We start from the raw sequence: 22,357 nt of genomic DNA on the forward strand, positions 1-22,357 counted from the left end.
CTTAATCCTGCAAGAATTGTTGCAGCTAACCTAATGACAGGCAAGGTAACAAACCCGCCATTCTATATTTTTAAGATTAATATTAAATGAATTAACAGATGATTTTAGGATTTTATTGATGTTGACAATATTTATTTACTCCACTCCACCTGCGATATTTCCTAAATATATTCTTGACATTATTTAGTTTCTGACAGAAACATTACGGCTATTTTAAAGTTATTTTATAGCCGCGTAACAAAGATAAATTGCGCTGCGGCATTGCATTTTTCCGCCGTATTATCCATGATCGAATTGTGACAATTGTCATATTACAGAAGGTATTGCTCTTACTATGGAATGGATTGCCGATCCGTCAATCTGGGCCGGACTGGTAACGTTAATCGTTATCGAACTTGTTCTCGGCATTGATAACCTGGTCTTTATTGCCATCCTCGCTGAAAAACTACCGCCGGGGCAGCGCGACCGCGCGCGCATTACCGGCCTGATACTGGCGATGATCATGCGCCTGCTGCTGCTGGCGTCAATCTCGTGGCTGGTCACCTTGACTAAGCCGCTTTTTAGCGTACAGGCGTTAAGCTTTAGCGCCCGCGATCTGATTATGCTGTTCGGCGGCTTCTTCCTGCTCTTTAAAGCCACCATGGAGCTCAACGAACGGCTGGAAGGGAAAGATAGCGCCAACCCTACCCAGCGTAAGGGGGCGAAATTCTGGGCGGTGGTCGCGCAAATCGTGGTGCTGGACGCTATCTTTTCTCTCGACTCCGTGATTACCGCCGTGGGGATGGTCGATCACCTGGCGGTCATGATGGCGGCCGTGATAATCGCCATTAGCCTGATGCTGCTCGCCAGCAAGTCACTGACCCGATTTGTGAACAACCATCCCACCATTGTCATTTTGTGTCTTAGCTTCCTGCTAATGATCGGCTTTAGCCTGGTGGCGGAAGGGTTTGGTTTCCACATTCCGAAAGGGTATCTGTACGCGGCTATCGGCTTCTCGGTGATGATCGAGGCGCTCAACCAACTGGCTATTTTTAACCGCCGCCGTTTTCTTTCCGCTAACCATACGCTGCGCCAGCGCACAACGGAGGCCGTGATGCGGCTGATTAGCGGTAAAAAAGAGGATGCCGAACTGGATGCGGAAACCGCCGCGATGCTGGCAGACCATGACGACAGCCAGATTTTTAATCCGCAGGAGCGCAGGATGATTGAGCGGGTGCTGAATCTCAACCAGCGCACCGTAAGTAGCATCATGACGTCGCGTCACGATATCGAGCATATCGATCTCAACGCGCCGGAAGCGGAAATCCGCGCTCTGCTGGAAAAGAACCAGCATACGCGTCTGGTCGTGACGGGTGAAAATGAACAGGAAGATTTACTCGGCGTCGTCCACGTCATCGATCTGTTGCAACAATCGCTGCGCGGCGAACCGCTCAACCTGCGGGCGCTGATTCGCCAACCGCTGGTTTTCCCGGAAACATTGCCGCTGCTGCCTGCGCTGGAGCAGTTCCGTAACGCCAGAACCCATTTTGCCTTTGTCGTAGATGAGTTTGGCTCGGTTGAAGGCATTGTGACATTAAGCGATGTCATGGAGACTATTGCCGGTAATCTGCCGAATGAAGTCGAGGAAATTGACGCCCGCCACGATATTCAGAAGAACCCGGACGGTTCCTGGACAGCAAACGGCCATATGCCGCTGGAGGATTTGGTGCAGTACGTGCCGCTACCGCTGGATGAAAAACGGGAATACCATACGATTGCCGGATTATTGATGGAATATTTGCAACGCATACCGCAAACCGGTGAAGAGGTTCAGGTGGGCGATTATTTGCTGAAAACATTGCAGGTAGAAAGCCATCGAGTGCAGAAAGTGCAGTTAATTCCGCTGCATAACGGCGAGCCAGACCAGGAGATGTAACGTCTGTTCGCCTGCCCCGGTCTGCTTACCAGGCAGGCCGGAGGCGCGTTAGCCTCGCCATCCGGCTCTGCCCTTTGGCCAAAAACTACAGCTTATTCAGCAGCTTCTTCACATCTTTACCGTTGCGGGTATCTTTATTGCGATCCGCCCAGTCATTGAGCCGACGCTTCGCCTCATCCTGTAAATGCTTACGCAATAACTGATCCACTTGCAGGGTATAGTTCAGCTCCTGCCACTTGCCATAGACGCGCAACGGCACCGGCGTCTCTTTCAGGAAGGTGATCAGGTTGCTATCGCCGTTCCAGCCGCCCAGCACACGCAGATTAAATTGTGTATCACAGCTCTGCTTAACCAGATCCAGCGTTCCGCTGCCGGTTAACGCCAGCATAGAAGATTGCCCGACCATGTCGTCGAGCGTCAGCGTGCCCTTATTTAGCGTCAGATCGGTCGTGAAGCGATCCAGTCGGGTCGCGTTGTCCATATTTTCCTGCGACTGCTGCGCGTCGCCGCCGCTTCGCTCTACGGCCTGCTGCACCAGTTGCTGGAAATTCATTCCTTCAAGGCGCGTATTGCTCATGTCAACATGCGCTTTTCCTTTCCAGCTATGGCGAAATGCCTCTGCGTCAATATCCGCCCCGGAGAAATCGCCAACCAGCGACATCTTACCGGTCAGGCTAATCGGATAATTGAAGGCTTTCAGGATAGTCCCAATCTCAACATGGTTGAGGCGAGGGTGGAATTCGATGCGCGGACTGGCGGTGCGGGCGTCCAGCGTGCCGGGCAGCGACATCTCTCCGTCGGCCAGTTTCCCCTGCAAATCAGTAATATCCAGCAATCCGGCCTGATTAGACATCTTCGTCGAAACCTGGGTAAAGTCCATTCCCCGCCAGCGAACTGAATCCGCCTGTAAAGCAATCTCCGCCGTAAAGCTTTGCAGCCCCTGATAAGGCGGCGCACCAACACGCGACGCGATAACTGGCCTGGTCAGGGGGAGCGTATTTTGCCCCTGCGACACCGCGCCGCCTGTCTGAGCCACGGCGCTATGATGCGGCAACAGGTTGTCCAGATTAAGCTTGCTGGACTGGAGGTCAATTTGCCATTCCGGCTGCTCCGCCAGCGTTACCTGAACTTGCCCGGTCAGAGAACTGTCATTCGCCGTTAAATTTAAGTGGTTAAATGAAAGACGTTTTTGCGCCTCCTGCCACTGCGCCTGCAATTGTCCCTGCCCCTCAATCCCCTGCGCTGGTAGATCCGCGCCCTGCAATTGCCAGCGCAGTTGCTCAATACCCGCGGTTAAATTATGCGGGTAATCGGAAGCATCCACCGTTCCGCTGAACGATAAAGCAAGATCCCGCTGATCGCGGTTCACGCGTCCCGAAAAATCAAACGTGCCGCGATGCTCGGCATCTTGTTCCATATTCAGACGAATATCGCGCACCGTGACCTGATCATCATTTTCATGCTGGAAAACCAGCACGCTGTCGGCAACGCGCAGGCTACGAATATCAAACGACCAGCCGCGATCTTCCGCTACGTCCGGCAAGGTATTATCTTTCGGCGCGACCGGCGCATCATCGCTGCGTACCGCTTCCGTTTGCGGCGTCAGTTGAATCACCCCGCCTTTCAGCATCACCTGCTTAACATGAAGCTGATGACTCAATAGCGGCCATAAAGCAACATCCAGGCGCATATTGTCAGCCCGCACCAGCGGTTCGCTGGCGCCTCGCGCCGTTAGCGTCATTCGCCCGGAAAGGATACTCAGTTGCGGCCATACGTGCCAGCGCAGCGGCCCGTCAAGTTGCAACTGATATTCACTACGCGCGGCAACCTGCTGCACCATATAGGCGCGGAAATCATTCGGATTGACCAACAATACCAACGCAGAGAATCCGGCCACCAGCACGACCAGGAGAATCATCAGCGTCGTCAGAAATCGTCTCATGCTACCCTCAATGGACCGGCAGTATTGCGCCGAATGGCTCAGTCTTTATCAATCCGGCTGGCGACAGCGCCCTGCTGATCGCGATATTTGGCATCCTGACGGCGGTTATAAGGCCGCGCCGCCGGGCCGGACAGCGGCTCAAAACTCAGCGCGCCGATGAGCATACCCGGACGCAACGCCAGCGGCAGCTTCCCGGAGTTGTAAAACTCAAGCACAATGCAGCCCGACCAGCCGGGATCGATACGGTGCGCCGTCACATGCACCATCAGCCCCAGACGCGCCAGCGAGGAGCGACCATCCAGCCAGCCCACTAAATCCGGCGGCAGGGTAACGGATTCAAAGGTAACGGCCAGCGCCAACTCGCCCGGATGCAGATAAAATGCCTCGCCGTCCGGCAAAACGATTTCATCGCTCATCACGCGATCCAGCGCCGCGCTGACCTCATCTTTAGGCCCGCTCAGATCGATAAACGCCGCCGTATGGCCACGGAAGGTTCGAAATTTATTGCCAAGACGTACATCGACCGTCGCGCCGTTAATGCGCTCTACGGGAGGTCGCGGGGTGATAGACAAACGGCCTTCATCCAGCCAGGCTTCAATATCTCGGTCGCATAAACGCATGGCACTTTCTCCTTTCGCGCATCAAGCCCTTAAATCAAGCACATCAAGGGCTAACCAGGTTATCACTGAACGGTACACAATTCGCCAGATTTATTCAAAGAACTGGCTGATTTTCGCTTTCAGAATATCAATAGCGATGCGGTTTTTACCGCCGCGCGGCACGATAATATCCGCATATTGTTTGGAAGGCTCAATAAATTGCAGGAACATCGGACGCACCGTTTTCTGATATTGCGCCATCACCGAATCCATTGAGCGACCACGCTCGTTCACATCGCGTTTGATACGGCGCATCAAACAGATATCCAGCGGCGTATCGACAAAAATAGAGAAGTTCATCTCTTCACGCAAACGCGCGTCGGTCAGTAACAGAATACCTTCAAGAATAATCACTTTCTTCGGTTCTACGCGAACCGTTTCCTGCATACGGGTATGCTCAACATAACTGTATACCGGTAATTCAATCGCCGAACCGCGCTTGAGCGCCTGAAGATGCTGAAATAGCAGGCTGTGATCCATCGCATTCGGATGGTCATAGTTAGTTTTTACGCGTTCTTCCATCGACAGATGGCTTTGATCTTTGTAATAACTGTCTTCGGGAATAACGCCAATATGTTCGTCACCCACTTGTTCACGCAATTCGCGGTAAAGGGTACTGGCAATAAGACTCTTGCCGGAAGCCGATGCGCCAGCGATACCGATAATGACGCACTGATGAGACTGATCAGTCATAAATTTAGCGACCTGATTAACCTGGATGTAAGGAAGGGGGGCGCCGAAACGCCAAACGCGGCAATTATAGGGATTTCAGCAGCGCGATACCAGTCCGGCGCTATGCCACGGTGAATTTGTTGGCGGCGCATTCGACGTCGCGACGTAAAAGCGTTCAGTTTTAACGCGGGCAGCGGTTTTATCGACCCGTCTGGAGGAGGAATACGCCGGGAGCCACAATTTATATTCAGCCAGCGTATAAATCATTACGCGTTTATACTAGCATAATCACAGAGTAAACTGACGCGTCCGGTATTCCGCGACGTTACCGGCGATTCGGATAGAGTGGTAATGAGTAAACCATCCCAACATGTTTTCGTTACCGTCCCCCACCCGCTATTGCGTCTGGTCAGTTTAGGCCTGGTCGCGTTTGTCTTTACGCTCTTTTCGCTCGTATTATCGCGTGTCGGCACCCAACTCGCGCCGCTGTGGTTCCCCACCTCCATTATGATGGTCGCGTTTTACCGCCATGCGGGCCGTCTGTGGCCAGGGATCGCGGTCGCCTGCTCGCTCGGCAGCATCGGCGCCTCACTGACTTTATTTCCTGCCGCCTCGCTTAACTTTAGCTGGACGGCAATAAATATTATCGAGGCGGCCACTGGCGCGATACTGCTGCGAAAACTGCTCCCCAGCTACAACCCCTTACAAAATTTGAATGACTGGTTTCGTCTGGCTATCGGCAGCGCCGTGATTCCGCCGCTACTCGGCGGCCTATTATTTTGGCTAATAGCGCCGGAAGCGGTCGCCTCGAAAGCGTTTCTGATTTGGGTATTATCGGAAGCCATCGGCGCGCTGACGCTGGTGCCGTTAGGTTTACTGTTTAAACCACACTATCTGTTGCGTCATCGCGACCCGCATCTGTTGCTGGAAACGCTATTGACGCTGGTCATTACGCTGGCGCTAAGCTGGCTCGCTATGCGCTATATTCCGTGGCCGTTTACGTGCGTTATCGTCCTGTTGATGTGGAGTGCGGTGCGCCTGCCGCGAATGGAGGCGTTTTTAATTTTTTTAGCTACCGTTATCGTGGTCTCGCTCATGCTGGCCAATGACCCCACGCTGCTCGCCACGCCGAAAACCGACGTGATGGTCAATATGCCGTGGCTGCCTTTTTTAATGATCCTGCTGCCTGCCAATATGATGACGATGGTGATGTACGCGTTTCGCACGGAGCGTAAACATATCACCGAGAGCGAATCCCGCTTTCGCAACGCGATGGAGTATTCCGCCATTGGTATGGCGCTGGTCGGTACGGAGGGTCAGTGGCTACAGGTCAATAAATCTCTGAGCCATTTTCTTGGCTATAGCCAGGATGAATTACGCACGATGACATTTCAGCAATTGACCTGGCCGGAAGACCTGAATAACGACCTTGAACAGCTAAACATGCTGGTGCGCGGCGACATCAACAGCTATTCCATGGAAAAACGCTACTACACCCGCAACGGCGATGTCGTCTGGGCGCTGCTGGCCGTCTCACTGGTTCGTCATAAAGACAATAAACCTCTCTATTTTATTGCTCAGATTGAAGACATTAACGATCTCAAGCAAAGCGAGCAGGAAAACCAGCGGTTGATGGAGCGTATTACACAGGCGAACGAGGCGCTGTTTCAGGAAAAAGAACGGTTGCACATCACGCTTGACTCTATCGGAGAAGCGGTGGTGTGTATTGATGTCGCGATGAATATCACCTTTATGAACCCGATCGCCGAGAAGATGAGCGGCTGGCGGCAAGAGGATGCTTTAGGCACGCCATTATTAACGGTTCTGCGCATTACGTCAGGTGATAAGGGGCCGCTGCTGGAGGATATTTATCGCGCCGACAGGTCGCGATCGGACATGGAACAGGAGATAGTGCTCCATTGTCATAACGGCGGCAGCTACGATATTCATTACAGTATCACGCCGCTCAGTACGCTTGATGGCGATAAGATTGGTTCGGTTCTGGTTATCCAGGACGTTACCGAATCACGAAAAATGTTACGCCAGCTCAGCTACAGCGCAACGCATGACGCCCTCACCCAACTTGCCAACCGCGCCAGTTTTGAAAAACAGCTTCAACAGCGCCTGCAAACAATACAGGAATCGCCTCAACATCATGCGCTGGTGTTTATCGATCTGGACCGTTTTAAAGCGGTTAACGACAGCGCGGGACATGCCGCCGGCGATGCCTTATTGCGTGAGCTCGCGTCACTGATGCTCAGTATGCTTCGATCCGGCGATCTCCTGGCCCGTCTGGGTGGCGATGAGTTTGGCCTGTTGCTGCCGGATTGTAATAGTGACAGCGCGCGCTTTATCGCGACGCGGCTTATCAACGCCATTAATGAGTATCACTTTATGTGGGAAGGACGCCTGCATCGGATCGGCGCCAGCGCCGGGATCACAATGATAAATGAACATAACTGCCAGCTCACAGAGGTCGTGTCTCAGGCCGATATTGCCTGCTACGCCGCGAAAAATAGCGGTCGAGGCCGTCTGACCGTGTACGAACCGCAGCACGCATTAACCTCCTCAAAGGGAATGATGCCGCTGGAAGAACAGTGGCATATGATTAAAAATAACCACCTGCTGATGCTTGCCAGAAACGTCGCGCCGCCGCGTACGCCGGAGGCCACCAGCTTTTGGCTGGTCTCACTCAGGCTGTGGACCAGCGAAGGGGAAGTGATGGAAGAGCGCGCGTTCCGGGCAGGGTTAGCCGACTCCGCGCTGCATCACGCGCTTGACCGACGGGTATTCCATGAGTTTTTCCACCATGCGGCGACCGCCGTCGCCAGCAAGGGATTAAGCGTTGCGCTGCCGCTGTCCGCCGCGGGATTATACAGCGCGACCCTTATTGATGAGCTGCTGGAACAACTGGAGCATAGTCCACTGCCGCCACGGTTATTACACCTGATTATCCCGGCTGACGTTATCGTTAAGCAGGCGCAGACCGCCGCTGCGACTCTGCGAAAACTGCGGCAACGCGGCTGCCAGGTGATTCTCAGCCATGTCGGGCGCGATTTACAGCTGTTTAATTTACTGCCCCTGCATATCGTCGATTATTTACTGCTGGATAGCGACCTTATCGCCAACGTTCATGAAAGTTTAATGGATGAAATGCTGACCTCGATCATCCAGGGACACGCCCAGCATCTGGACATCAAAACGCTCGCCGGGCCGGTACAAAACCCACAGGTGCTGGATACGCTCTCCCGTATTGGCGTGGATCTGATTTATGGCGACACTATCGCCGAAGCGCAACCGCTGGATTTGTTACTGAATACCAGCTATTTCGCTATCCATTGACGGTTGCCAGCCGTGGGTATACCAGATATGCAGTAGCGCGTAGGAACGCCACGGTTTCCAGCGCTCCGCGTAGCGACGGATCTGCGCGGGCGTCATCCCGGCGAAGCGCTGCTTAATTAAGTAATCATCGGGCAAAAAGATATCTTTTGCCTGCCAACCGCGCAGGGCGAAATAGTTCGCCGTCCAGCGGCCAATTCCCGGAAACGTTTGTAAATTTTTAACGCTCTGCTCAATATCCGGCGGCGCGGCGAGCGCCAGTTTTCCCGCCAGCGTCGCCTGCGCCAGATGAATCAGCGCTTCGGCGCGCCGCAGCGGCATCCCCAGAGCTTTAAGCGCCAGCGGATCGGCCAACGCCAGCGTTTCCGGACCGGGAAAACAGACATAATCGGGCGCATCCGGCAACGCCTCGCCATAGCGGCGCGCCACTTTCGCCGTCAACCTTGCCGCCATCGCGACACTCACCAGTTGCCCCAGTATCGCCCGCACGCCCTGTTCAAACGTATCAACCGATCCCGGTAAACGCAGCCCCGGTCTGTCCTCGCCCAGTGGCCCCAGCACGGCGGCAACCTGCGCGGGCTGGCAGTCAAGATCAAACAGACGCGAAACTTTCGCCAGACACGCCGGCGCGACGGGAAGTAATCCGGCGCTCACGCTAACCTGCACAGTGTGGGTGGGCAGATGGGGCCTCACGCTGACCAGTCCGCGATGCTCGCCCACCACCAGGCTGCGCGCATAAAAGCCCTCGCCTACTGTTTCCACGCCGTCCACCGCACGCGCGGCAAGAAAGCCCAACATCCACGACCAGTCGTAAGGCGGCTGCCAGCTCAGGGTAAACATACTTTTCTCCTTTATTTGACCTTTCAGCATAAACGCTAATCGCACGTAACGCCTTGCTTTCATATTCCAGTTGTCGCCGCGACGACATTTCGCTAAAGTCACGCCCCTTCTTCACTGGCATGGGGATTTTAAGGTGTTTATCGGATTTGATTACGGTACGGCAAACTGCTCGGTCGCCATTATGCGCGACGGGCATCCACAGTTGCTGACAATGGAGAATAACAGCGCATTACTGCCGTCTATGCTGTGCGCGCCGACGCGCGAAGCGGTGAGCGAGTGGCTGTATCGCCATCATGATGTGCCGGCAACGGACGAAGAAACCCAGGCGCTGCTACGCCGCGCGATACGCTACAACCGCGAGGAAGATATTGAGGTTGGCGCGCAAAGCGTACAGTTTGGTCTGGCGTCGCTGGCGCACTATATTGACGATCCCCAGGAGGTCTGGTTTGTCAAATCGCCGAAATCCTTTTTAGGCGCCAGCGGCCTGAAACCGCAGCAGGTCGCGCTGTTTGAAGATTTAGTCTGCGCCATGATGGTACATATTCGTCATACGGCGCACAGCCAATTGCCGGAGGCCATTACCCAGGCAGTGATCGGTCGCCCGATCAACTTTCAGGGACTGGGCGGCGATGACGCGAACCGCCAGGCGCAGGGTATTCTGGAGCGGGCGGCAAAACGCGCCGGTTTTCAGGAGGTGGTATTCCAGTACGAACCGGTTGCGGCGGGCCTGGACTACGAGGCTACGCTGCGGGAAGAGAAGCGTGTGCTGGTCGTGGATATTGGCGGCGGCACCACCGACTGCTCCATGCTGCTGATGGGGCCGCAGTGGCGTCAGCGCGCCGATCGTGAAAACAGCCTGTTGGGGCACAGCGGTTGCCGCGTGGGCGGAAACGATCTGGATATCGCGCTGGCCTTTAAAAATCTGATGCCTTTGCTGGGCATGGGCGGCGAAACCGAAAAAGGTATCGCCCTGCCGGTGCTGCCGTGGTGGAACGCCGTCGCGATTAACGACGTCCCGGCGCAAAGCGATTTTTACAGTAGCGCGAATGGTCGTCTGTTGAACGATTTGGTTCGCAACGCGCGTGAAGCAGACAAGGTCGCGTTGCTGCTCAAGGTCTGGCGTCAGCGGCTTAGCTACCGCCTGGTACGCTGCGCGGAAGAGAGCAAAATCGCCCTTTCCGGCCAGGCGGATGTTACGGCGAGGCTGCCATTTATCAGCGACGACCTGGCGGTCGCTATCAGCCAGCAAGGACTGGAAGCGGCGCTGGATCAACCGCTGACGCGCATTCTGGAACAGGTGCAACTGGCGCTGGACAGCGCGCAGGAAAAACCGGATGTCATCTATCTGACCGGCGGCAGCGCCCGTTCGCCATTGATTAAAAAAGCGCTTTCCGAACAGTTACCGGGCATACCCGTCGCTGGCGGCGATGATTTCGGCTCCGTCACCGCAGGACTGGCGCGCTGGGCGGAGGTCGTTTTCCGCTAAGCGCCTCGCAAGCCCAGCGCTGATGGATTGACATTATTCTTGATGTGGCTTAACGTCAGGAGTGAGGGTAAGGGAGGATTCCTCCTCCCCCTGGTGTCTTAGTAAGCTGGTAGGCTAATCACTAAGAGTATCACCAGTATGATGACTACCTTCATCATAACCCTTTCCTTATTTTGGCCCCTTCCTCGGGAGGGGCTTTCCCGTTTCAGCGTCCTGCTGAAATCGGTGGCTTACCTTCATTGCCGTGCCGCCACTTTACCGCACTCCGGCGCGTTAACGATTTTCACCGATGAGAGTTGCGTAGCGCCTCGCAAAGCGGGTCGCCATTCAGAATAATCCCGACCGTGTTCCATAATTCCTCCATTTTTCTCCCTTCCCTGCTGACTACAATAGAGGAAGCAACATTCCGCAAAACGTTTCAGGATGAGAAACTTATACCGATGAAAGGCAGTAATACTTTCCGCTGGGCAATAGCGATTGGGGTTGTAGTGGCCGCCGCCGCATTCTGGTTCTGGCATAGCCGTAGCGAAAGCCCGACCGCCGCGCCAGGCGTCGCCGCGCAAGCGCCGCATACCGCCTCCGCAGGTCGCCGCGGTATGCGCGACGGCCCTCTGGCGCCGGTACAGGCCGCGACCGCGACCACGCAGGCCGTACCGCGCTATCTGAGCGGGCTGGGTACCGTGACCGCCGCGAATACCGTTACGGTGCGTAGCCGCGTGGATGGTCAACTCATCGCCCTGCACTTTCAGGAAGGTCAGCAGGTCAACGCAGGCGATCTGCTGGCGCAAATCGATCCCAGCCAGTTTAAGGTCGCCCTGGCGCAGGCTCAGGGACAGTTGGCGAAAGATAACGCTACGCTGGCGAATGCGCGTCGTGATCTGGCGCGCTATCAGCAACTGGCAAAAACCAATCTGGTTTCCCGTCAGGAACTGGATGCGCAACAGGCGCTGGTCAACGAAACCCAGGGAACCATTAAAGCGGATGAAGCTAATGTCGCCAGCGCGCAGTTACAGCTCGACTGGAGTCGTATCACGGCCCCGGTCTCGGGACGCGTGGGTCTGAAACAGGTGGATGTCGGCAACCAGATTTCCAGCAGCGATACCGCAGGTATTGTCGTCATTACGCAAACGCACCCGATTGATCTCATTTTTACTCTGCCGGAAAGCGATATCGCGACCGTAGTTCAGGCACAGAAAGCGGGGAAAGCGCTGGTCGTAGAAGCCTGGGATCGGACTAACTCGCACAAATTGAGCGAAGGTGTGTTGCTCAGTCTGGACAACCAGATTGATCCCACGACGGGAACGATCAAAATTAAAGCGCGCTTTACCAATCAGGACGATACGCTGTTCCCCAATCAATTTGTGAACGCCCGGATGCTGGTCGATACCGAACAAAATGCCGTTGTGGTGCCTGCCGCGGCGGTGCAAATGGGCAATGAGGGCCACTTTGTGTGGGTGCTGAACGACGAAAATAACGTCAGCAAGAAGCGGGTAAAAATCGGTATTCAGGATAACCGAAACGTGGTGATCAGCGCAGGCTTATCGGCAGGCGATCGCGTCGTTACCGATGGTATTGATCGGCTGACGGAAGGCGCAAAAGTCGAGGTCGTTGAGCCGCAAACCACCGTGGCGGATGAAAAATCCCCTTCCCGCCATGAAGGTCAAAAAGGAGCGCGCGCCTGATGCAGGTATTACCTCCGGGCAGCACGGGCGGCCCTTCGCGTCTGTTTATTCTGCGCCCCGTGGCCACCACTCTGCTGATGGCGGCGATTTTACTCGCCGGGATTATCGGCTATCGCTTCCTGCCCGTCGCCGCTTTGCCGGAGGTCGACTACCCCACTATTCAGGTTGTTACGCTCTACCCTGGCGCCAGCCCGGATGTCATGACCTCCGCCGTCACCGCGCCGCTTGAGCGCCAGTTCGGCCAGATGTCAGGACTGAAGCAGATGTCGTCGCAAAGCTCCGGCGGCGCGTCAGTGGTAACGCTACAGTTTCAGTTGACGCTGCCGCTGGACGTTGCCGAGCAGGAAGTACAGGCGGCGATTAACGCAGCCACCAATTTATTGCCTTCCGACCTGCCGAATCCGCCGATTTACAGCAAAGTCAATCCGGCGGACCCGCCGATTATGACGCTTGCCGTCACCTCAAACTCGATGCCGATGACCCAGGTAGAGGACATGGTAGAAACCCGCGTGGCGCAGAAGATCTCACAGGTCTCCGGCGTCGGGCTGGTGACGCTTGCCGGCGGGCAGCGCCCTGCGGTACGCGTAAAACTGAATGCTCAGGCTGTCGCCGCGCTCGGTCTGACCAGCGAAACGGTCCGTACCGCAATTACCGGCGCCAACGTCAACTCGGCGAAAGGCAGTCTGGATGGCCCCGAACGGGCGGTGACGCTTTCTGCTAACGATCAGATGCAGTCTGCCGACGAATACCGCAGGCTTATCATCGCGTATCAAAACGGCGCGCCGGTACGGCTGGGCGATGTCGCCACCGTCGAACAGGGGGCGGAAAATAGCTGGCTCGGCGCATGGGCGAATCAAGCGCCGGCTATCGTGATGAACGTTCAACGCCAGCCTGGCGCCAATATCATTGCGACAGCGGACAGCATTCGCCAGATGCTGCCCCAGCTTACCGAAAGCCTGCCAAAATCGGTGAAGGTCACGGTCCTGTCCGATCGCACCACCAATATTCGCGCTTCCGTGCGCGATACCCAGTTTGAACTGATGCTGGCGATCGCGCTGGTCGTCATGATTATCTATCTGTTTTTACGTAATATTCCCGCCACAATTATTCCCGGCGTCGCCGTACCGCTGTCGCTTATCGGCACCTTTGCGGTGATGGTGTTTTTGGATTTTTCCATTAATAACCTGACGCTGATGGCGCTCACTATCGCCACGGGTTTCGTGGTGGACGATGCGATTGTGGTGATCGAGAACATCTCGCGCTACATCGAAAAAGGAGAAAAACCGCTGGCGGCGGCGCTCAAAGGCGCGGGTGAAATCGGCTTTACCATTATTTCCCTCACCTTTTCACTGATTGCGGTGCTGATCCCGTTGCTCTTTATGGGCGATATTGTTGGTCGACTGTTCCGCGAATTTGCGGTGACGTTGGCGGTAGCGATTTTAATCTCCGCCGTCGTCTCTTTGACGCTCACGCCCATGATGTGCGCGCGTATGCTCAGCCAGCAGTCTCTGCGTAAACAAAACCGCTTTTCCCGCGCCTGCGAGCGGATGTTTGACCGCGTGATCGCCAGCTACGGACGTGGATTAGCGAAAGTGCTCAACCATCCGTGGCTTACATTGAGCGTGGCATTCGCCACGCTCCTGCTCAGCGTTATGCTGTGGATAGTCATTCCGAAAGGGTTCTTTCCGGTACAGGATAACGGCATTATCCAGGGAACGCTGCAGGCGCCGCAATCGTCATCGTATGCCAGTATGGCGCAACGTCAGCGCCAGGTGGCGGAGCGGATATTACAGGACCCGGCGGTGCAAAGCCTGACGACTTTTGTTGGCGTAGACGGCGCTAACCCCACGCTGAATAGCGCGCGCCTGCAAATTAACCTCAAGCCGCTGGATGCGCGTGATGACCGCGTGCAGCAGGTGATCTCCCGGCTGCAAACCGCCGTGGCGACGATTCCCGGCGTGGAGCTGTATCTCCAGCCGACGCAGGATTTAACCATCGACACGCAGGTCAGCCGCACACAGTATCAGTTTACCCTGCAGGCCACGACGCTCGATGCGCTCAGCCACTGGGTGCCAAAACTGCAGAACGCGCTACAGTCGTTGCCACAGCTCTCTGAGGTAAGCAGCGACTGGCAAGATCGGGGATTAGCGGCCTGGGTGAATGTCGACCGCGACAGCGCCAGCCGTCTGGGTATCAGCATGGCGGATGTGGATAACGCGCTCTACAACGCGTTCGGACAACGCCTGATTTCAACGATTTATACCCAGGCGAACCAGTACCGTGTCGTGCTGGAACATAATACCGCCAGCATGCCGGGCCTGGCGGCGCTGGAGACGATTCGCCTGACGAGCCGCGACGGCGGCACCGTACCGCTCAGCGCGATTGCCCGCATTGAGCAGCGCTTCGCTCCGCTCTCCATCAATCATTTAGATCAGTTCCCGGTTACGACATTTTCGTTTAACGTGCCGGAGAGCTATTCGCTCGGCGATGCGGTGCAGGCGATTCTCGATACGGAAAAAACGCTCGCCCTGCCAGCGGATATTACAACGCAGTTTCAGGGTAGTACGCTCGCCTTCCAGGCGGCGCTAGGCAGCACCGTCTGGCTTATTGTCGCCGCCGTGGTGGCGATGTATATCGTGCTCGGCGTGCTGTATGAGAGTTTTATCCATCCGATTACGATTCTCTCAACGCTGCCTACGGCGGGCGTCGGCGCGCTGCTGGCGCTGATCATCGCTGGTAGCGAGCTCGATATTATCGCCATTATCGGCATTATTTTGCTGATCGGCATCGTGAAGAAAAACGCCATCATGATGATTGACTTCGCCCTCGCCGCCGAACGCGAACAGGGGATGAGTCCGCGCGACGCTATCTTCCAGGCCTGTCTGCTGCGTTTTCGACCGATTCTGATGACCACGCTGGCGGCGTTGCTCGGGGCATTGCCATTAATGTTGAGTACCGGCGTTGGCACGGAATTACGTCGCCCGTTGGGGATCGCGATGGTAGGCGGCTTACTGGTCAGCCAGGTATTAACTCTGTTTACCACACCGGTGATTTATCTCCTGTTTGACCGCCTGTCGCTGTACGTGAAAAGTCGCTTTCCGCGCCATAAAGAGGAGGCGTAGATGCGCTTTTTCGCCCTTTTCATCTACCGCCCGGTCGCCACCATTTTGATTGCCGCCGCCATTACGCTGTGCGGCATTCTGGGCTTTCGTCTGCTGCCGGTCGCCCCGCTGCCGCAGGTCGATTTCCCGGTGATTATGGTTAGCGCCTCGCTGCCGGGCGCCTCGCCGGAAACCATGGCTTCGTCGGTGGCGACGCCGTTGGAACGCTCTTTGGGACGCATTGCAGGCGTCAATGAAATGACCTCCAGCAGCTCGCTCGGCAGTACACGCATTATTCTCGAATTTAATTTCGATCGTGATATTAACGGCGCGGCGCGCGACGTGCAGGCCGCCATTAACGCCGCGCAAAGCTTGTTGCCAGGCGGAATGCCCAGCCGCCCGACTTATCGCAAGGCCAACCCGTCCGACGCGCCGATTATGATTTTAACGCTTACCTCGGAGAGCTGGTCACAGGGCAAACTGTATGATTTCGCCTCTACCCAACTGGCGCAAACCATCGCGCAAATTGACGGCGTCGGCGATGTTGACGTCGGCGGCAGCTCCCTGCCCGCAGTACGTGTAGGCTTAAACCCGCAGGCGCTCTTTAACCAGGGCGTCTCGCTGGATGAGGTCCGCGAAGCGATCGACAGCGCCAACGTACGCCGACCGCAAGGCGCAATTGAAGATAGCGTCCACCGCTGGCAAATCCAGACCAACGACGAACTGAAAACCGCCGCCGAATATCAGCCGCTGATTATTCACTATAACAACGGCGCGGCGGTACGCCTGGGCGACGTCGCCAGCGTCACCGACTCGGTGCAGGATGTCCGTAACGCCGGGATGACGAACGCTAAACCCGCTATTTTGTTGATGATCCGCAAGCTGCCGGAGGCCAATATTATTCAGACGGTCGACGGCATCCGGGCAAAACTGCCGGAACTGCGGGCAATGATCCCCGCCGCTATCGATTTACAAATCGCCCAGGATCGTTCGCCGACGATTCGCGCATCGCTGCAAGAGGTAGAAGAGACACTGGCTATCTCTGTTGCGCTGGTGATCCTGGTGGTGTTTTTATTCCTGCGCTCCGGGCGCGCCACGCTAATTCCCGCCGTCGCCGTTCCCGTTTCGCTCATCGGCACCTTCGCCGCCATGTATCTGTGCGGCTTCAGCCTCAACAATCTGTCGCTGATGGCGCTGACTATCGCGACCGGATTTGTCGTTGATGATGCCATTGTGGTGCTGGAAAATATCGCCCGCCATCTGGAGGCGGGAATGAAACCTTTGCAGGCGGCATTACAGGGTACGCGAGAAGTTGGGTTTACGGTCATCTCCATGAGTCTGTCGCTGGTGGCGGTATTTCTGCCGCTGCTGTTAATGGGCGGCCTGCCAGGACGATTATTACGGGAATTCGCCGTTACCCTCTCGGTGGCGATTGGCATTTCGCTGGTGGTCTCGCTCACGCTGACGCCGATGATGTGCGGCTGGATGCTTAAATCAAGCAAACCGCGCACCCAACCGCGTAAACGGGGCGTTGGCCGTCTGCTGGTCGCCTTGCAACAGGGTTACGGCACGTCATTAAAATGGGTGCTTAACCATACGCGTCTTGTCGGTGTGGTTTTTCTTGGCACCGTTGCGCTGAACATCTGGCTTTATATCGCCATCCCTAAAACATTCTTTCCGGAGCAGGACACCGGCGTGTTGATGGGCGGTATTCAGGCTGACCAAAGCATCTCTTTCCAGGCCATGCGCGGCAAGCTGCAGGATTTTATGAAAATTATTCGCGACGATCCGGCGGTGAATAATGTCACTGGTTTTACCGGCGGATCGAGGGTGAATAGCGGCATGATGTTTATTACGCTGAAGCCGCGCGGCGAACGCAAAGAGACGGCGCAGCAAATCATTGATCGACTGCGGGTCAAACTGGCAAAAGAACCTGGCGCCAGGCTGTTTCTGATGGCGGTACAGGATATTCGCGTCGGCGGGCGGCAGGCTAACGCCAGTTACCAATATACGTTGCTGTCTGACTCTCTGGCGGCGCTGCGCGAATGGGAGCCGAAAATACGCAAAGCGCTCTCGGCCCTGCCGCAACTGGCGGACGTAAACTCCGACCAGCAGGATAACGGCGCGGAGATGAACCTTATCTACGACCGCGACACCATGTCACGGCTGGGTATTGATGTTCAGGCCGCAAACAGTCTGTTAAATAATGCTTTCGGCCAGCGGCAAATTTCCACCATTTATCAGCCGATGAACCAGTATAAAGTGGTGATGGAAGTCGATCCGCGCTATAGCCAGGATATCAGCGCGCTGGAGAAAATGTTCGTTATCAACCGTGACGGAAAAGCGATTCCCCTCTCTTATTTCGCCCAATGGCGGCCCGCCAATGCGCCGCTGTCGGTGAACCATCAGGGACTTTCCGCGGCGTCCACGATTGCCTTTAACCTGCCGACCGGCACATCGTTATCGCAGGCGACAGAGGCCATTAATCGCACCATGACGCAGCTTGGCGTCCCCTCGACGGTACGCGGCAGTTTTTCCGGAACGGCGCAAGTCTTCCAGCAGACCATGAATTCACAGCTTATTTTGATAGTGGCGGCGATCGCTACCGTCTACATTGTGCTGGGGATACTGTACGAAAGCTACGTCCATCCACTGACCATTCTCTCTACTCTGCCATCGGCGGGCGTTGGGGCGCTTCTGGCGCTGGAACTCTTCAATGCCCCTTTCAGCCTAATCGCCCTGATAGGGATCATGCTATTAATTGGCATTGTGAAGAAAAACGCCATTATGATGGTCGATTTTGCGCTTGAAGCGCAACGAAGCGGCGGCCTGACGCCGGAACAAGCCATTTTCCAGGCCTGCTTGTTACGCTTCCGTCCAATAATGATGACCACGCTGGCGGCGCTGTTCGGCGCACTGCCATTGGTGTTATCTGGCGGAGACGGTTCGGAATTACGGCAGCCGCTGGGGATAACCATTGTCGGCGGTTTGGTCATGAGCCAGCTCCTGACGCTCTATACCACGCCGGTGGTGTACCTCTTTTTCGATCGTCTGCGGCTACGTTTTTCGCGTAAAAATAGCAAACCGGTAGTAGAGATATGACAGAACTTCCTGACAACACCCGCTGGCAACTCTGGATTGTGGCATTCGGCTTTTTTATGCAGTCGCTGGATACCACCATCGTCAACACTGCGCTGCCCTCCATGGCGAAAAGCCTGGGGGAAAGCCCGCTGCATATGCACATGGTAGTGGTGTCATATGTTCTTACCGTCGCCGTAATGCTCCCCGCCAGCGGCTGGCTGGCAGATAAAATCGGCGTGCGTAATATCTTCTTTGCCGCCATTGTGCTGTTCACGCTGGGTTCGCTGTTTTGCGCCCTCTCCGGCACGCTTAATCAACTGGTATTAGCGCGGGTTTTACAAGGCGTAGGCGGCGCGATGATGGTGCCGGTCGGACGCCTGACGGTCATGAAAATCGTGCCGCGCGCGCAATATATGGCGGCGATGACCTTCGTCACCCTACCGGGACAGATCGGGCCGTTACTCGGCCCCGCGCTGGGCGGGGTGCTGGTGGAATATGCTTCATGGCACTGGATCTTTCTGATCAATATCCCGGTGGGAATTGTCGGCGCTATGGCGACCTTTATGCTGATGCCAAACTACATCATAGAGACCCGGCGCTTTGATCTGCCGGGGTTCCTGCTGTTAGCTATCGGCATGGCGGTACTCACGCTGGCGCTGGACGGTAGTAAAAGCATGGGGATTTCGCCCTGGACATTAGCCGGACTTGCTGCGGGTGGCGCGGCAGCCATTCTGCTCTATCTCTTCCATGCCAAAAAAAACTCAGGCGCGTTATTCAGCCTGCGATTGTTCCGCACGCCCACGTTTTCACTAGGGTTGCTGGGCAGTTTTGCCGGGCGTATCGGCAGCGGTATGCTGCCGTTTATGACGCCGGTCTTTTTGCAAATTGGTCTTGGTTTTTCACCGTTTCATGCCGGTTTGATGATGATCCCCATGGTGCTGGGCAGCATGGGAATGAAGCGGATTGTGGTGCAGATAGTTAACCGTTTTGGCTATCGTCGGGTTCTGGTAGCGACCACGCTCGGACTGGCATTGGTTAGCCTGTTGTTTATGTCGGTCGCGCTGCTCGGCTGGTATTATCTCCTGCCGCTGGTACTGCTTTTGCAGGGAATGGTGAACTCGGCGCGCTTTTCTTCCATGAACACCTTAACGCTAAAAGACCTTCCCGATACGCTGGCCAGCAGCGGCAATAGCTTATTATCGATGATTATGCAGCTCTCGATGAGTATCGGCGTCACTATTGCCGGGATGCTGCTGGGTATGTTTGGCCAACAGCATATCGGGATAGACAGTAGCGCCACACATCACGTCTTTATGTACACCTGGTTATGTATGGCGGTTATTATCGCGCTACCGGCGATAATTTTTGCCCGCGTGCCGAACGATACACAGCAAAACATGGTCATTTCACGGCGTAAAAGGAGCCTGTAATGAAAGTCTGGCGGCCCGGAATCACCGGCAAGCTGTTTCTGGCGATCTTCGCCACCTGCATCGTGCTGCTGATCAGTATGCATTGGGCCGTGCGCGTCAGTTTTGAACGCGGATTTATTGACTATATCAAACACGGCAACGAGCAGCGGCTACAAATGCTGGGCGATGCGCTGGGCGACCAGTACCAGCAACACGGCAACTGGCGTTTTTTACGCAACAACGATCGCTTCGTTTTCCAGATTTTGCGTTCATTTGAGCATGACAACGACCGCGATAAACCCGGCCCCGGTATGCCGCCGCACGGTTGGCGCACCCAATTCTGGGTCGTCGATCAAAATGGCCGGGTACTGGTCGGCCCACGCGGTCCGGTGCCGCATGACGGTACTCGCCGTCCCATTCTGGTCAATGACGTCGAAGTCGGCGCGATTATCGCCTCTCCTGTCGAGCGGCTGACGCGCAATACGGATATTAATTTTGATATGCAGCAGCGGCGCGCCAGTTGGATGATCGTGGCGTTATCAACGTTGCTGGCCGCGCTGGCGACATTTTTGCTGGCGCGTGGCCTGCTCGCCCCGGTCAAACGGTTGGTCGAAGGTACGCACAGACTGGCGGCGGGGGATTTTACCACGCGCGTGACTCCAACCAGCGCTGATGAGCTGGGAAAACTGGCGCAGGACTTTAACCAGCTTGCCAGCACGCTGGAAAAAAACCAGCAGATGCGCCGCGACTTTATGGCGGATATTTCCCACGAACTGCGCACGCCGCTGGCGGTATTGCGCGGCGAACTTGAAGCCATTCAGGATGGCGTTCGCCAGTTCACGCCAGAATCGGTTACCTCGCTACAGGCGGAAGTCGGTACGCTTACCAAACTGGTTGACGACCTGCATCAGCTGTCGTTGTCTGACGAGGGCGCGCTGGCTTACCAAAAAACGACCGTCGATCTTGTTCCCCTGTTGGAAGTCGCTGGCGGCGCGTTCAGAGAGCGCTTTACCAGCCGGGGGCTAACGCTACATTACGCGTTGCCGGATAGTATGACCGTCTTCGGCGACCCGGATCGCCTGATGCAACTGTTTAATAATCTACTGGAAAACAGTCTGCGCTACACCGACAGCGGCGGCGGCCTGCATATTTCCGCCGAACAACGCGACAAATCATTATTCCTGACCTTTGCCGATTCTGCACCGGGCGTCAGCGATGAACAGTTACAAAAGCTTTTTGACCGTTTTTACCGCACGGAAGTGTCCCGTAACCGCGCCAGCGGCGGTTCTGGACTGGGGCTGGCAATATGCGTCAATATTGTACACGCGCATAACGGTCATCTTCACGCCGCTCATTCGCCTTTTGGCGGGGTTAGCATTACAGTAGAGTTACCGCTGGATCGCGATTTACAGAGAGAAGTATGACTGAATTACCCATTGATGAAAACACGCCGCGCATTTTGATTGTTGAAGATGAACCCAAGCTGGGACAGCTGCTTATTGACTACTTACGCGCGGCGAGTTACGCCCCCACGCTCATCAATCATGGCGACAAGGTACTGCCGTATGTGCGTCAAACGCCGCCGGATCTGATCCTGCTGGATCTGATGCTGCCGGGTACCGATGGTCTGACGCTATGCCGGGAGATTCGCCGTTTTTCCGACATCCCCATTGTGATGGTCACGGCCAAAATCGAAGAGATCGACCGGCTGCTTGGGCTGGAAATCGGCGCCGATGATTATATCTGTAAGCCTTACAGCCCGCGCGAAGTCGTGGCCCGCGTGAAAACCATTTTGCGCCGCTGTAAACCGCAGCGCGAACTCCAGCAGCAGGATGCCGAAAGCCCGTTAATGATTGATGAAAGCCGCTTTCAGGCCTCCTGGTGTGGTAAAGCGCTGGATTTAACCCCCGCTGAATTCCGTCTGCTAAAAACCTTATCGCTTGAACCGGGTAAAGTTTTTTCCCGCGAGCAGTTGTTAAACCACCTCTACGACGACTACCGTGTGGTGACCGACCGTACCATCGACAGCCATATTAAAAACCTGCGCCGTAAACTGGAATCGCTGGATGCCGAACAGTCATTTATACGCGCGGTCTACGGGGTGGGATATCGCTGGGAAGCGGATGCGTGTCGCCTGGTATAATGATTATTGGCATAACAATAACAAGGTCGTAAGACGATATTTTCCGCCAACGCTATTCTGGCGGAATTAACACACTGCCCTCTTTCCT

General features: G+C 55.6%; 13 protein-coding genes and 16 other annotated features. Of the genes, 9 read left to right on the top strand and 4 right to left on the bottom strand.

The window, feature by feature from the left end:
* Positions 1–317 precede the first annotated feature (317 nt).
* Positions 318–323 (top strand) — a ribosome-binding site (putative RBS for yegH; RegulonDB:STMS1H002264).
* Positions 318–1,915, top strand: a protein-coding gene (gene yegH / locus STM2119) for a putative inner membrane protein (RefSeq protein NP_461064.1). Within the gene, positions 335–1,915 belong to an annotated coding region; the region does not span the whole gene. It overlaps the preceding feature by 6 nt.
* Positions 1,916–2,000: 85 nt before the next feature.
* On the opposite strand, the gene asmA is transcribed toward yegH, so the two are convergent.
* The 3 genes from asmA to udk all read right to left on the bottom strand — a co-directional run bounded on the left by asmA (position 2,001) and on the right by udk (position 5,224).
* The gene (asmA, locus tag STM2120; protein ID NP_461065.1) for a suppressor of ompF assembly mutants occupies positions 2,001–3,866 on the bottom strand. Within the gene, positions 2,001–3,857 belong to an annotated coding region; the region does not span the whole gene.
* Positions 3,861–3,866: a ribosome-binding site (putative RBS for asmA; RegulonDB:STMS1H002265), on the bottom strand. It overlaps the preceding gene by 6 nt.
* 29 nt (positions 3,867–3,895) lie before the next feature.
* Positions 3,896–4,491, bottom strand: a protein-coding gene (gene dcd, locus STM2121; protein NP_461066.1) for a dUTPase. Within the gene, positions 3,896–4,477 belong to an annotated coding region; the region does not span the whole gene.
* Positions 4,486–4,491 (bottom strand) — a ribosome-binding site (putative RBS for dcd; RegulonDB:STMS1H002266). Its footprint overlaps the gene before it by 6 nt.
* A 76-nt stretch (positions 4,492–4,567) precedes the next feature.
* The gene (gene udk / locus STM2122) for a uridine/cytidine kinase (RefSeq protein ID NP_461067.1) occupies positions 4,568–5,224 on the bottom strand. Within the gene, positions 4,568–5,209 belong to an annotated coding region; the region does not span the whole gene.
* Positions 5,219–5,224: a ribosome-binding site (putative RBS for udk; RegulonDB:STMS1H002267), on the bottom strand. It overlaps the preceding gene by 6 nt.
* 309 nt (positions 5,225–5,533) lie before the next feature.
* Positions 5,534–5,539: a ribosome-binding site (putative RBS for yegE; RegulonDB:STMS1H002268), on the top strand.
* On the opposite strand from udk, the gene yegE reads away from it, so the two are divergent.
* Positions 5,534–8,530, top strand: a protein-coding gene (yegE, locus tag STM2123) for a putative PAS/PAC domain protein (protein ID NP_461068.1). Within the gene, positions 5,540–8,530 belong to an annotated coding region; the region does not span the whole gene. (Overlaps the previous feature by 6 nt.)
* On the opposite strand, the gene alkA is transcribed toward yegE, so the two are convergent.
* The gene (gene alkA / locus STM2124; protein ID NP_461069.1) for a 3-methyl-adenine DNA glycosylase II occupies positions 8,498–9,533 on the bottom strand. Within the gene, positions 8,498–9,367 belong to an annotated coding region; the region does not span the whole gene. The genes yegE and alkA overlap by 33 nt on opposite strands.
* Positions 9,374–9,379: a ribosome-binding site (putative RBS for alkA; RegulonDB:STMS1H002269), on the bottom strand. (Overlaps the previous gene by 6 nt.)
* Positions 9,384–9,404, bottom strand: a protein binding site (putative binding site for Ada, RegulonDB: STMS1H000001).
* Positions 9,487–9,492 (top strand) — a ribosome-binding site (putative RBS for yegD; RegulonDB:STMS1H002270).
* Here alkA and yegD point away from each other — a divergent pair.
* The 7 genes from yegD (at position 9,487) to baeR (ending at position 22,269) form a co-directional block, all read left to right on the top strand.
* Positions 9,487–10,853 (top strand): putative heat shock protein (Hsp70/DnaK) gene (gene yegD / locus STM2125; protein NP_461070.1). Within the gene, positions 9,501–10,853 belong to an annotated coding region; the region does not span the whole gene. The genes alkA and yegD overlap by 47 nt on opposite strands.
* Positions 9,509–9,517: a -10 signal (putative -10_signal for alkA; RegulonDB:STMLTH004525), on the bottom strand. It overlaps the preceding gene by 9 nt.
* Positions 9,525–9,533, bottom strand: a -35 signal (putative -35_signal for alkA; RegulonDB:STMLTH004525).
* 425 nt (positions 10,854–11,278) lie before the next feature.
* Positions 11,279–11,284: a ribosome-binding site (putative RBS for STM2126; RegulonDB:STMS1H002271), on the top strand.
* Positions 11,279–12,535 (top strand): putative HlyD family secretion protein gene (locus STM2126; protein ID NP_461071.1). Within the gene, positions 11,294–12,535 belong to an annotated coding region; the region does not span the whole gene. It overlaps the preceding feature by 6 nt.
* Positions 12,519–12,524: a ribosome-binding site (putative RBS for yegN; RegulonDB:STMS1H002272), on the top strand. (Overlaps the previous gene by 6 nt.)
* Positions 12,519–15,657, top strand: a protein-coding gene (gene yegN, locus STM2127) for a putative outer membrane receptor (RefSeq protein ID NP_461072.1). Within the gene, positions 12,535–15,657 belong to an annotated coding region; the region does not span the whole gene. Before STM2126 ends, yegN begins: the two co-directional genes overlap by 17 nt.
* Positions 15,646–15,651: a ribosome-binding site (putative RBS for yegO; RegulonDB:STMS1H002273), on the top strand. It overlaps the preceding gene by 6 nt.
* Positions 15,646–18,738 (top strand): putative resistance protein gene (gene yegO / locus STM2128; RefSeq protein ID NP_461073.1). Within the gene, positions 15,658–18,738 belong to an annotated coding region; the region does not span the whole gene. Before yegN ends, yegO begins: the two co-directional genes overlap by 12 nt.
* Positions 18,721–18,726: a ribosome-binding site (putative RBS for yegB; RegulonDB:STMS1H002274), on the top strand. It overlaps the preceding gene by 6 nt.
* The gene (yegB, locus tag STM2129) for a putative MFS family transport protein (RefSeq protein NP_461074.1) occupies positions 18,721–20,147 on the top strand. Within the gene, positions 18,735–20,147 belong to an annotated coding region; the region does not span the whole gene. The genes yegO and yegB overlap by 18 nt, the downstream gene beginning before the upstream one ends.
* Positions 20,135–20,140, top strand: a ribosome-binding site (putative RBS for baeS; RegulonDB:STMS1H002275). Its footprint overlaps the gene before it by 6 nt.
* Positions 20,135–21,550, top strand: a protein-coding gene (baeS, locus tag STM2130; protein ID NP_461075.1) for a sensory kinase in two-component regulatoyr system wtih BaeR. Within the gene, positions 20,147–21,550 belong to an annotated coding region; the region does not span the whole gene. Before yegB ends, baeS begins: the two co-directional genes overlap by 13 nt.
* Positions 21,540–21,545 (top strand) — a ribosome-binding site (putative RBS for baeR; RegulonDB:STMS1H002276). (Overlaps the previous gene by 6 nt.)
* Positions 21,540–22,269, top strand: a protein-coding gene (baeR, locus tag STM2131) for a response regulator in two-component regulatory system with BaeS (protein NP_461076.1). Within the gene, positions 21,547–22,269 belong to an annotated coding region; the region does not span the whole gene. The genes baeS and baeR overlap by 11 nt, the downstream gene beginning before the upstream one ends.
* The last annotated feature ends 88 nt before the right edge of the window (positions 22,270–22,357 follow it).

This window comes from Salmonella enterica subsp. enterica serovar Typhimurium str. LT2 (assembly GCF_000006945.2).
Classification (GTDB): domain Bacteria; phylum Pseudomonadota; class Gammaproteobacteria; order Enterobacterales; family Enterobacteriaceae; genus Salmonella; species Salmonella enterica.

Excerpts from the sequence above, each read along its gene's own strand:
- yegE (NP_461068.1), top strand. The coding sequence starts at position 5,540 with ATGAGTAAACCATCCCAACATGTTTTCGTTACCGTCCCCCACCCGCTA.
- dcd (NP_461066.1), bottom strand. The coding sequence starts at position 4,477 with ATGCGTTTATGCGACCGAGATATTGAAGCCTGGCTGGATGAAGGCCGT.
- asmA (NP_461065.1), bottom strand. The coding sequence starts at position 3,857 with ATGAGACGATTTCTGACGACGCTGATGATTCTCCTGGTCGTGCTGGTG.
- udk (NP_461067.1), bottom strand. The coding sequence starts at position 5,209 with ATGACTGATCAGTCTCATCAGTGCGTCATTATCGGTATCGCTGGCGCA.
- yegB (NP_461074.1), top strand. The coding sequence starts at position 18,735 with ATGACAGAACTTCCTGACAACACCCGCTGGCAACTCTGGATTGTGGCA.
- STM2126 (NP_461071.1), top strand. The coding sequence starts at position 11,294 with ATGAAAGGCAGTAATACTTTCCGCTGGGCAATAGCGATTGGGGTTGTA.
- yegO (NP_461073.1), top strand. The coding sequence starts at position 15,658 with ATGCGCTTTTTCGCCCTTTTCATCTACCGCCCGGTCGCCACCATTTTG.
- baeR (NP_461076.1), top strand. The coding sequence starts at position 21,547 with ATGACTGAATTACCCATTGATGAAAACACGCCGCGCATTTTGATTGTT.
- yegH (NP_461064.1), top strand. The coding sequence starts at position 335 with ATGGAATGGATTGCCGATCCGTCAATCTGGGCCGGACTGGTAACGTTA.
- alkA (NP_461069.1), bottom strand. The coding sequence starts at position 9,367 with ATGTTTACCCTGAGCTGGCAGCCGCCTTACGACTGGTCGTGGATGTTG.
- yegN (NP_461072.1), top strand. The coding sequence starts at position 12,535 with ATGCAGGTATTACCTCCGGGCAGCACGGGCGGCCCTTCGCGTCTGTTT.
- baeS (NP_461075.1), top strand. The coding sequence starts at position 20,147 with ATGAAAGTCTGGCGGCCCGGAATCACCGGCAAGCTGTTTCTGGCGATC.